The organism is Enterococcus sp. C74 (genome assembly GCF_040887125.1).
In the GTDB taxonomy this organism is placed as follows: domain Bacteria; phylum Bacillota; class Bacilli; order Lactobacillales; family Enterococcaceae; genus Enterococcus_B; species Enterococcus_B hirae.
In genome coordinates this window covers 108,930-121,104 of the sequence record NZ_JBFOFA010000006.1, presented here as the reverse complement: position 1 = coordinate 121,104, position 12,175 = coordinate 108,930, and the positions used below count along the sequence as shown (strand labels likewise).

Genomic DNA, 12,175 nt, shown 5'->3' with positions numbered 1-12,175 from the left:
TCACTCACCACCTTCATAGAACGCTTTATTAAAGGCGTAATCTTCATCAGAGATTAAATCACGGACATTCTTATCATCAATTTCCGAAAAATTATAATATAGCCCATTTTTATCAAGCAACTTTACTAATAGACGTTTATTTTCATTAAATCCTTCAGCCCAATCAATTTTAGATAAATCAGCACGGAAGGAAATATCCGCAGGTTCATCTGTATCAGTTCCTTGTAGCATACGTTCATAAACTGATCTAAGCTCCTCAGTAGTGTTTGAATGGATAATATCTTGAAGGTAGCCCATATTTTTAGGGAACAGTTCAGCATAGACAAATGAACCGCCACCTTGCCAGTTGACGTCTGAACTTAGTCCATTCTGGTCTGACCCATCTATTACATTTTTCAATCGTTCTATCTCTAAAGAAACTTGAGATTCCATCTGCTCTATACTGATAAATTTTCTTCCAAGTTTCAAAGTTGCTGCGGCAGTTGAACCAGAACCGCCAAAGAAATCTAATACAAGATCATTAGGTTCAGTTGCCATTTCAATAATCTTACCAAGTAATCGTTCAGGTTTCTTGCCATTTGGAAATTCAACTTGTCCCTCTTTATTGACATTTTTAGTTTCACCGACGAAGTTCCAGAATGTTCCAAGTGCATCTCGCTTATATAACGTGCCATCAATTTCTTCAGATACGTCTTTTAGCCAAGCAAAAAGTCTAAAAGTATTTCCTTTGTAAAATTGTTGATATTCAACTCCTTTATTTTTACCTGTTCTTGGAACATAACGAATTGACATTAAGTCATTTTCACCTAAACCAAGCTCTTGCCACTTTTCCATCACACGTGGTCGGATAGAGCTTTGAGGCATTGCTGTTTGAAAAGCAAATTTCCCGTATTTGTCGTAAGCTTGTTCCTCTGTTAGATTCTCCTCTTTCATAAGAGAGCTGATAGACTTAATTACTGGATTCTCTTGTTTGTATAATTTAATTTCGTTTCCAGCACCATCAATTGTTGAGCCAACATATTTTTCTGTACCCGAATCTACGAGAATACTAGTGTATTTCCAACTCACACCTTCTTCACGCATCTCCTGAACCAAATTTGAAATTTTCTTAAATTCGTAAACGGAATTAAATGACCGTGATAACTCCCGGTTTTTAGAATAAATCGTGACATACTCAATGTTTTTCTTCAATCGCTTATCTTGACCACCACCAGAAGCACCAGCAATATTTTTGAATAACACAGAGATTGTATTAACATACTGATTTCTACCAAATATTGAATCCATCAATACTTTCAAATATGCTTGCTCAGAGTCATCAGTCTGTACAAAGATATATCCATCATCAGTTAATAGTTCTCTAGCAATCTCAAGCCGATTTTTCATAAATGTCAACCAAGCTGAGTGATTGAATTTATCGTTATAGGAAAACGAATCCGAACCTGTATTGTAAGGAGGATCAATATAAATCAACTTGACAGTCCTAGCATACTTCTCAGCTAAGGTGTGCAAGGCAAGCAGATTATTACCTTTGATAATCAGATTGTCCTTGTCCTTGTCAAATTTGACAACAGGATTTCCACCATTTTTGTCAAATTTGACAGCATTTTTGAAAATTTTCTTGTCAAACAAGCGGTCAATCTCATCCTTTTCAATGACCTCGTTTAAGAAGGCATCATCATAGCCATCTTCGCTATCTTCCTTTGTCATGGAAGCAGTAAGCACACCATCTTTGAACGGAAAATCTAACACCACGTCTTGGCTGTCCTGTAAGAACTTCCCTTTTGAAGCTAACCCGACACGATTTTCATACTTGGTGTAACTTGTATCCCAGTAATCATTGTAGAGAATCGCTTCCTCAAGTTTTTCAATTTGAAATAACTTCTGTCCTGCAACTTCCTTGATAAAATGTTGCTTGATAAATTCCACTTCAAATAACTTGCTAAGAAGTGCTTCATCATAATTCCGTAAATCATCCGTGAGTTTTGAGCGGTTCAATTCTTCCCCAACTAAGTATTTTCCGTCAAAAGAAGATAACGCCTTTTTTAGCTCATCAAAAATCTTTGTTTCAATCTTTGCCATTTTATTCATTTCCTTTACAATTTTTCTCCTAATTATAACATTAAAACCAATCTCCCTTAGGCAAACCACAGAAAGAAAAAAATCCCACCGACAATCATTCGGTGAGAGTTTTTTTGGCGACAATCTTGGAGACAATTCAAAAGAATTTTGGTCTCAGAAAGTCTTTTGAGTTTTACCCAAATGGCGTAAAATCAACGTTTTCGGATGTATTAAGTGTCGCTTGATTATTCCCACTCCACAGTTGCAGGTGGTTTAGAAGTGATGTCGTACACGATACGGTTGACGTGAGCGACTTCGTTTACGATGCGGACAGAGATTTTTTGTAAAACATCCCATGGGATACGGGCAAAGTCTGCTGTCATCCCATCAATAGAAGTGACTGCACGGATACCTACTGTATAGTCGTAAGTACGGCCATCGCCCATTACACCGACAGAGCGGATTCCTGGTAGAACAGTGAAATATTGCCAAATGTCACGGTCTAAGCCAGCTGCTGCGATTTCTTCACGTAAGATCGCATCTGATTCACGGACGATTTCTAGTTTTTCTTCACTGATTTCACCCAAGACACGGATACCTAGACCAGGACCTGGGAAAGGTTGACGCCAAACGATTGAATCTGGCATTCCTAGTTGTGTTCCTAATTCACGGACTTCATCTTTGAATAATGTGTTCAAAGGTTCGATCAATTGGAATTGCATGTCTTCTGGTAGTCCACCCACGTTATGGTGAGATTTGATCGTTTGAGCAGTTTCCGTTCCACTTTCGATCACATCAGTATAAAGTGTTCCTTGGGCTAAGAAAGCAATTCCTTCTTCTCCCGCTAATTTTGTTGCTTCATCATCAAAAACATACACAAATTCATTACCAATAATTTTACGTTTTTGCTCAGGATCAGAAACGCCGGCTAACTTGTCTAAGAAACGTTTTCTTGCATCCACTTTGATAATATTTAGACCAAATTTCCCGCCTAAGCTTTCCATTACTTGGTCTGCTTCGCCTTTACGTAATAAACCATGGTCAACAAAGATGGAAGTTAGCTGATCACCGATTGCTTTTTGTAAAAGAACGCCAACGACACTAGAATCCACGCCGCCAGAAAGTCCAAGCAATACTTTTTTATCGCCAACTTGTTCACGAATTTTTTCGATTTGCATATCGATGAAGTTATTCATTGTCCAGTTTCCTTCACAATGACAAACATCAAAAGCAAAATGACGGAGTAATTCGATTCCGTATTCAGAATGACGAACTTCTGCATGGAATTGGATACCATAGAAATTACGTTTTGTGTCTTGGATGGATGCGATCGGGCAGTCTTTACTTGTACCAACGATTTCAAATCCTTCAGGAACTTGGGTTACTAAGTCCCCGTGGCTCATCCAAACGGTTTGTTGTTTAGGTGTGTCATTGAACAATACTGCATCGTCACTGGTTACTTCTAACTGAGCTTTTCCGTATTCACGGTTTTTAGCTGGTTCAACTTTCCCACCTAGCTTATACGTAATCAATTGCATACCGTAGCAAATACCCAATACAGGAATCCCTAAGTTAAAGATTTCTGGATCGATTCCAAAAGCATTTTCATCATACACACTGTTAGGACCACCGGAAAGAATGATTCCTTTTGGATTCATTGCTTTTACTTCTTCAGCAGAAACCCGATGGCTCAATAATTCAGAAAAAACTCCTAAATCACGGATGCGTCGTGTAATCAATTGGTTATACTGGCTACCGTAGTCTAATACGATAATCTTTTCAACGTTTGTCATGTCGGCAACGTTTGTCACATTTATTACCCCTATCCCTTTAAATTTTATCTCAAAATAGAATAAACTATTTTAAAATGCTAATATTTTCGCATGAAAATCGAATCAATAATATGATTTTCAGTTTTATGGAGAATTATATCTGCTCTGCCACGAGTAGGCAAGATATATTCGTTTAAATTTTTCAAATTCACATTTTTCCATACTTCTTGCGCCATTTTAAATGCATCGTCACGATCGCCAATAGCAAATTGATAGTAATAATTTTGTGGATTTTGAAAAGCGGTGTCGAGTAAGGCACCGAATCGATCTAAATACCATTTTTCAATTAATGATGAATCAGCATCAACATAAACAGAAAAATCAAAAAAATCACTGACATAGATTTGTTGATTAGCAGGCAGTTGTAGCGTGTTGATTCCTTCAACAATCAGAATATCAGGTTGTTGGATCAATTCATATTCGCCAGGAATGATATTGTAAATGTCATGTGAATAAACAGGTACTTTTATTTCTTCCTGACCGGATTTTACTCGATTAAGAAAATCGATCAACATCTCCATATCATAACTTTCTGGGAATCCTTTACGATTCATGATCCCTCGTTCTTTTAACGTTTCATTAGGATATAAAAAACCATCAGTTGTAATCAACTGAACATTCCTGCGTTTAAATGTACGTGATAAGATCGTTTGTAACAGGCGAGCTGTTGTGCTTTTTCCAACGGCAACACTCCCAGCAATTCCAATAATAAATGGCGGTACTTCGACATATTTATGAAGAAATAGACCTTTACTTAACGAAAGAGATTCAAATTCTTTCATATATAGATAAATCAAATGAGCAAGAGGAACATAGATATCTCGAACATCTTGCATTGAAATACGGTCATTTAAACTTTTGATGTTATCTAGCTCGTCTTGGGTCAAAGGTGCTTGTCCATTACGATAAAATTCACGCCATTCTTCTCTTGCCACACGGTAGTAGTTCATTGGATCATTCATAATAGCCTCCTGCATTCTCCCATCAATGGAATCATTTTAACATAAAACACGGCTAAACCCCACCACTAAACGAGAATGGTTATAAGTCTCTTATTTTTAAGTGAATAACTGTTAACTGAATAAATAAAAAGGATGACATATCAAAATTCATTCTGTTCGTGTTTCTGATCAACTATTTATTTAAACTAGGAAAAATAGACATTGCATGCCAATTGATAAAAGGATAGACTAAGAAACAAGAAACAATATAAAAAGGATGAACGATATGACGAATCATTATTATTCGCAAGAGCCAACGACAGAACATGACTTTGAACAATGGTCATTTGAATTAAAAGGAAAAAACTTCCAATTTGTAACAGATTCAGGAGTATTTTCACGTGAAACAGTCGACTTTGGTTCACGAGTGTTAATTGATACCTTTAATTGGGAAGAGCTGCCAGCTGATGGCAAAATTTTGGATGTTGGTTGTGGCTATGGTCCGATCGGCTTGGCGATCGCTTTTGCTAGTCAGCGATTTGTTGAGATGGTCGATATTAACTCTCGGGCAGTAGAATTAGCTCAAGGAAATGCGAACCGCAATGGGATCAAACAGGTGGATATTCATCAATCGAATATCTATGAAGTAGTTCATGAAGAAACTTATGCAGCAATCGTCAGCAATCCGCCAATTCGTGCCGGTAAAAAAGTGGTACACGAAATTTTAACCGAAGCATATCCAAGGTTAAAATCGGGTGGAACACTAACCATTGTCATTCAAAAAAAACAAGGGGCTCCTAGTGCAAAAAGCAAAATGGCAGAGACCTTTGGGAATGCTGAAATCGTCCATAAAGAGAAAGGGTACTATATCATCAAAAGTATCAAAGAATAACTGTTTGATTGTGGGTGTTTGAGACTAAATAAAAAGCTATGACAAAATAACACACTCTAAAAGCAACCGAAGAATCCTAAAATAGAAGTAACTATTTGCGGGTCCTTCGGTTTATTTTTGTCCCTTTCTTTCTATTAAAAAACAGGCGATAGATACTCTAGGTCATGGGAATATGGAGATCGTAAAAAAGTTGATGAAAGGAGTGAGACACTTCGCTAACTAGTGGAACTTTTTCCTATTGAAAAGTGGCGTATTTCAAGGAGCTAATAATTGAATAACGTTTCTTCCTTTTTTAGAAAACAAAACTAGCATGGTATTGAAAAATTTGAGTGACTTGAAAGGAGAATAAAAAGATGACACAAACCAGAATGATAGTAGATACTAAATCTATTTTAGAATTACCCATGTATAATCAGGAAAACGTATTAAGGTACTTAGAAAAAGACCATGTCGAAATGGCTACAACATTTAAAGCATGGGAAGAAAAGGCGAAGGGGATCGTCCAGAACAATAAAACGAAAAGAGAAAAATTAAATAGCAAAAGAGAAAAAAGTGAAGTTCAGCCAGATGATCAACATGTTGCTTTAACAAATGAACTTTTAGATCTCTTAGATGGATTAGTACATCATGGTTTGCATCAGTATCGTCCCACGCTGGTGTCTAAGTATAAAAATCTATTGATATGGAAAGATCAAGAAAAATTTGATTTCTTACTTAAGAATCGAGATGCTAAGAACGGGTTCACTCAAATCATGAACGACAAGCCTATGATTAAGCTTTACCAAAAAAAGCCAAAGAAATTTGCTCAGATCAAAAAAGGCTACCATTCTCAAAAAAACAACGATGTCCTATTTGTTGGAAACATGCTGCTGTTTGAACTACTTGATTTTTCTCGCTCAGAGAGGGAACAACTGGTAAAAGAATTTCTAACCCATACGATTCCCAACGATCAGCGACGAGACAACTTAAATCAAGAAATTCAAAATCGTCCTGCGGCAACGCTTGACAAGCTTTCACAGAGAAATAAAACAGTCTATTGGGAGTTTGTTAGTATTAGAAGTGTGGCAGATTATTCTAAAGTAAAACATGTGAAAGAACAAATTGATCATCAAGATGGATTGACTCCAGAAGAAAAACAGGCACTTCATAACGATTTAGATGCACGTATCGCCAAATTTAATAGTCAAGCTATACTGTTTGAAGAAGCAGTCGCGGATCTAAGTGAAAAAAATAAGGATTTACATAAGATGTTCAAAAAAGATGTCCCACAAGAGCGAATTGACTTGCTCAAACGAATCAAAGATGAGTCAAATTTGGATTGGCTAACAAAGAATGTGTTGACCGAAGAATTAGTGAGAAAACAAGTGGCTCAAGAAAAACTAGATACATATAAAGCACTGATGAGTGACAAACAATTGACCCGAGAAGTGATAGCTAGCATCAAACAAAGCAAAGAGTATTCAGAAGAAATAAAAAAAGCTCTCATTTCTGAAATTAATCCCTCAGATGAAGCGAAAAAGAACAACATCAAAAAAATATCAGTTATCAAACAGGAATTTTTCATTAGAAAGCAACTGTTAGAAGTACTAAAAGAACGAGTGGCAACGGATAAAACCTATCAGCCGCTTTTTGAACAAATAGAAAAAGTCACGAATAGTAATGAAAAACAAAAGGAACATGTAACTGCTCAAAGTGATATCAAAGAGTGCCAAAAGTTTATAAGTGAAAATAAATGGGAAGAGGAAATGATTAAAAGAATCAATCAAGAGGAACGAATCCCTCCACATTTGAAAGTAATCGTTTTATCTGAGTTAAAGGAACCAACAGCAAAAAATCAACGAGTTGGTGGAGAAAATCGGCAAGATTCCACACTTGTTGCTCTTGTTTTAAAGTCTCACGTTCAAAATATACAACTAGGATACCAACAAGAGATTTCTCAAAAGACGAAGAAGGAGCAACAAATTGATCATCGCATGATTAAATACGAACAAAAGTTACAAAAAATTCTAAAGATAAGAACAGGACTCTTTGATGCTATAAATAGATCTGAGAGCCAGGAGAAACAACTGATAGGGGATGGGGGGAAGATTTCTGTTCCCAAGGATGAACAAGAAAAAGGCAGTCAACAAGCTACGCTGACTAAAAAAGATTTGCAAGAGAATGAAGAGCAGAGGCTAGCTATGGATATCGGAGAGCTTCTTATGAAAGGAAATACGGCAGACTATTTTCAGGCAGTCGATAAACATGATTTAAACTTTTTAAATCTTAGGCAACAAGTAAGGCAAGATCCAAAGATTCCTATTGAAAATAAAAAACCTTTCCTTGAACAGCTAACAACGATGATTGCCACGGATCGAACGGCAGGTTATCAAAAAGAGCTTCAACTTTTTTCATCTGTTCGAGAAAAGATTCTAGAACTCCATAATGAAATCTTAAACGATCAGGAGATAGCTCATGATGAGAAAAAAATACTTCTCAAGCAGGTAGATGGAATGGTAGGAGCGATTGAAAAACGGGATTCTGAACATATAGCTGCTGATAATTTAGTAACCCAAAGTCAGAAGTCTTCTTTGAGTGAGAAAGTAACTAGTGCAATCAATAATAGAAAAGATCAATCGCTAGTTACTCAAGCCAATGAAAAAACTCCTATGAAAGAGAAGAACAATGACAGATGATCGGCAGTTGCAGAAGTTTTTAAGAAGTCAGTTTAGGAAATTGGCACTTTCCAAGTTATTTATTTTTATTAGTGAATAAAAGATTTTTTCTTATTTTTTTCTATCTATTCTTTTTTATATGCTTTTGGTAAACTAAAAAAGAATTTACATCATAAAGGAGGAGAAGAAGTGAAACTAACGATCCGAGACATTGCAGAAATGGCAGGTGTTTCAGTCACCACTGTATCACAAATTTTAAATAATAAAGGGAGCCGCTTTAGTGATAAAACACGAAAAAAAGTCCTGAATATTGTTAACGAGCACCATTATAAACCAGATTACTTTGCCTCGAATGTGATCAATCGTCATTCTAAAACGATTGGTATGATCGTGCCAGATGTCACTGACTTCTTCTTTTCTAAATTGATTGAAGGGGTCGAGAGTTACTTGAATCCACTGGGGTATGTGATCATGCTTTGCAACTCTCGTCATAGTCAAGAAAATGAAATCAAGTATTTAAAAGAATTGGCTCATCGCTCAGTGGATGGAATCTTATTGGCTACGCCCAATGTTTTGCCAGATGACTATTCTTTAGATAGTGGTTTTTATAAAAATATGCCGATTATTTTGATTGATCGTGGATTGAATACCAGAGATAATGGTCGGTTGATCGTAAAAGAGTATGAGGGGGCTTATCAAGCAGTTTCTTTGTTTATTAAGAACGGTCATACCAAAATCGGTATGCTCAAAGAAACAACAGGCTATTACCAGTTAGAAGAACGGTTCAACGGGTATCGTCATGCACTAAAGGATCATGGAATCCCTTTAAATGGAAAGTATGTAGAACAAGGGGAGTTGACGGTCCAAGGTGGATACGAGGCGTCTAAACGGCTCTTAAAGCACAAAGATCTTACAGCAATTTTTTGTGGAAATGATGCAATGGCGATTGGTTGTTACCAAGCGATTGATGAATTAGGCAAAAAAATCCCCGATGATATTTCAGTTATTGGTTTCGATGGGTTGAAGTTATCCGAGTATATGATCCCTCAATTGACAACAGTGAAACAGCCAAGTTCTGATATTGGATTTTATGCCGCAAGATTTTTGATCGACACGATCGAGTTCCCACAACGCAAAGTTCCGAACAAAGTCTTTGAAACAAAATTAATTATTCGTGAGAGCATAAAAACATTGACAAAGGGATAACTCAGCGTTATATTGCTTATGTAAGTGTTTACAAAGGCGGTGAGTAGCTCTTTGTATTCTTAGTAAACTGGTTTACTAAAGTGGTTTACCTTTTGGAAAATTCCTGTATAATACCGAATGAAGACGAGGAGGATCAAGCAATGCGAATGGTGGATCTGATTGAAAAAAAGCGAGACGGAAATGAATTATCGACAAAAGAAATCGAGTATATTATTACAAAATACACGAATGGTGAAATTCCAGATTATCAAATCAGCGCATTGTTGATGGCGATCTTTTATCAAGATATGACCGATAGAGAAATCACGGATTTAACACTTGCCATTGCCCACTCAGGAGATGTCATTGATTTAAGTCCTTTAGATGGGATCAAAGTGGATAAACACTCTACAGGTGGTGTGGGAGATACGACAACGTTGATCTTAGCACCTTTAGTCGCAAGTGTGGGTGTTACAGTTGCCAAAATGTCTGGTAGAGGTTTGGGGTATACAGGTGGTACGCTGGATAAACTAGAAGCAATTCCTGGATTTCAAATCGAGCTTTCTGATGAAGCGTTTATCCGAATTGTCAATGAGAGTAAAGTGGCTGTTATTGGACAATCAGGAAATCTTGCACCAGCAGATAAAAAACTTTATGCTTTGCGGGATGTGACTGCGACAGTGGATTCGATTCCTTTGATTGCCAGTTCGATCATGAGTAAGAAAATTGCCGCAGGAGCAGATGCGATCGTTTTAGACGTGACGACAGGTGACGGCGCCTTTATGAAGAATATTGAAGATGCTAGACGTTTAGCAAAAACAATGACTAGTATTGGAAAATTAGCTCATCGTCAGACAGTAGCCGTAATTTCTGATATGTCTGAACCTCTTGGTGAAGCAATTGGTAATAGTCTTGAAGTTGTGGAAGCAATTGAAACGTTAAACGGCAATGGACCAGAAGACTTGCTGGAAATGTGTTATGCATTAGGGAGTCAGATGGTGGTCTTAGCCAATCAAGCAGCAACAATCGAAGAAGCTAGAAGTTTACTGCAAGAAGCACTAGAATCTGGCAAAGCCTTAGACAAATTTAAGGAAATGATCCGTAATCAAGGTGGAGATGACTCTATCGTAGACCAACCAGAACGATTACTGACAGCTAAGTATGTTGTTGAGTTGCCAGCCAAATCGAGTGGTATTGTCTCAAAACTCGTTGCGAATGAGTTGGGGATTGCAGCTATGATGTTAGGTGCAGGACGCAAAACTAAAGAAGATGATATTGATCACGCAGTTGGTCTTAAATTAAATAAAAAAATTGGTGATCCTGTAAAAGAGGGAGAATCATTGTTGACAATCTACAGTAATACAAAAGAGATTTCTTCTGTTCAAGAATTGCTCTATCAAAATATCCAAATTAGTGACTCGGCTGAAAAGCCTACATTGATACATGATATCATCACCGAATAAAAGGAGAGAAAAAAATGGAATTGAACCGAATGATCGATCACACCATCTTAAAAGCAGATGCTTCTCAAGAAGACGTTATGCGAATTATTGAAGAAGCAAAGAAATACCATTTCTATTCTGTTTGTATCAACCCAACATGGGTCGCACTAGCAAAAGAACAATTAAAAGGCGAACCAGTGGCAGTATGTACAGTAATTGGCTTTCCTTTAGGAGCTAATACTGCTGAAACTAAGGCTTTTGAAACTACAAATGCGATTGAAAATGGCGCAGATGAAGTGGATATGGTCATCAATATTGGGGCAATGAAGTCTCAACAGTTTGATAAAGTCCAAAAAGATATTGAAGCAGTGGTTGCAGCGGCCAAAGATCGTGCTTTAGTCAAAGTCATCATCGAAACAGCTTTATTAAATCATGAGGAAATTGTAAAAGCTTGTGAGCTGGCAAAAGCTGCTGGGGCAGACTTTGTTAAAACTTCTACAGGATTTTCAACTGGCGGAGCAAAAGTCGAAGATGTTCGTTTAATGCGTGAAACTGTTGGACCTGAAATGGGTGTGAAAGCATCTGGTGGTATCCATAACGAAGCTGAAGCTTTGGCAATGATTGAAGCTGGTGCGACAAGAATTGGCACCAGTGCAGGAGTTTCGATTATGTCAGGATCTACTGGCGAAGGCTATTAAGTAGTAAGGGGAAGCTTATGACAGAAGTGAAGCAAGAATGGATCAACATTGCAGTAGAAGCATTGGATAAAGCATATGTACCATATTCACATTTTCCAGTAGGTGCATGTTTAGTCACTGAATCTGGAAAAACGTATCAAGGAGTCAACATCGAAAATGCCTCGTTTGGTTTAACCAATTGTGCGGAGCGCACGGCTTTTTTCAAAGCTGTTTCTGAAGGAGAAAAAGAGTTTACTCATTTAGTAGTGGCTGGTCATACGCCAGAGCCAATTTCTCCTTGTGGTGCTTGTCGTCAAGTAATGGCTGAGTTTTGTGTACCAGACATGCCGGTAACTTTAGTAGGGGATAACGGTGTGACTAAGGCAATGACGGTTAAAGAACTATTACCTTACGCCTTTACAGAAAAAGATCTATAGAATTATCACTCATGTTCATTCAGTCAGCTGACTGTTGAAAAATAAAACAATTAT

The 12,175-nt window shown here is 37.3% G+C and carries 9 protein-coding genes; 6 read left to right on the top strand and 3 right to left on the bottom strand.

The features are described from left to right. The 3 genes from AB3H93_RS09510 to coaA form a co-directional block, all read right to left on the bottom strand. Positions 1-2,082 carry a DNA methyltransferase gene (locus tag AB3H93_RS09510; protein ID WP_368020481.1) on the bottom strand — a complete coding sequence of 694 codons (2,082 nt, stop codon included), beginning with the start codon at positions 2,080-2,082 and terminating at the stop codon, positions 1-3. A 224-nt stretch (positions 2,083-2,306) separates the two neighbouring features. Further along, a complete protein-coding gene (gene guaA, locus AB3H93_RS09505) occupies positions 2,307-3,872 on the bottom strand; it encodes a glutamine-hydrolyzing GMP synthase (RefSeq protein ID WP_010720480.1) in 1,566 nt (521 codons plus the stop codon). 59 nt (positions 3,873-3,931) lie between these two features. Further along, entirely contained in the window at positions 3,932-4,855 is a 924-nt protein-coding gene (gene coaA, locus AB3H93_RS09500; protein WP_010720479.1) for a type I pantothenate kinase, read from the bottom strand. Positions 4,856-5,120: 265 nt separating this feature from the next. On the opposite strand from coaA, the gene AB3H93_RS09495 reads away from it, so the two are divergent. From AB3H93_RS09495 to AB3H93_RS09470, 6 genes are all read left to right on the top strand, one after another. After that, a complete protein-coding gene (locus AB3H93_RS09495; protein WP_368020480.1) occupies positions 5,121-5,726 on the top strand; it encodes a class I SAM-dependent methyltransferase in 606 nt (201 codons plus the stop codon). 353 nt (positions 5,727-6,079) lie between these two features. Next, positions 6,080-8,401, top strand: a complete 2,322-nt coding sequence (locus AB3H93_RS09490) for a hypothetical protein (protein WP_368020479.1) — start codon at positions 6,080-6,082, stop codon at positions 8,399-8,401. Positions 8,402-8,569: 168 nt separating this feature from the next. Next, positions 8,570-9,586 (top strand): LacI family DNA-binding transcriptional regulator, encoded by a 1,017-nt coding sequence (locus AB3H93_RS09485; protein ID WP_368020478.1) that lies wholly within the window; start codon positions 8,570-8,572, stop codon positions 9,584-9,586. Between the two features lie 140 nt (positions 9,587-9,726). Next, entirely contained in the window at positions 9,727-11,028 is a 1,302-nt protein-coding gene (locus tag AB3H93_RS09480) for a pyrimidine-nucleoside phosphorylase (RefSeq protein WP_034697695.1), read from the top strand. Positions 11,029-11,042: 14 nt separating this feature from the next. After that, a complete protein-coding gene (gene deoC / locus AB3H93_RS09475; protein ID WP_010720473.1) occupies positions 11,043-11,705 on the top strand; it encodes a deoxyribose-phosphate aldolase in 663 nt (220 codons plus the stop codon). 17 nt (positions 11,706-11,722) lie between these two features. Beyond that, positions 11,723-12,121, top strand: coding sequence for a cytidine deaminase (locus AB3H93_RS09470; RefSeq protein WP_010720472.1), 399 nt, complete (start codon positions 11,723-11,725; stop codon positions 12,119-12,121). Positions 12,122-12,175 lie beyond the last annotated feature (54 nt).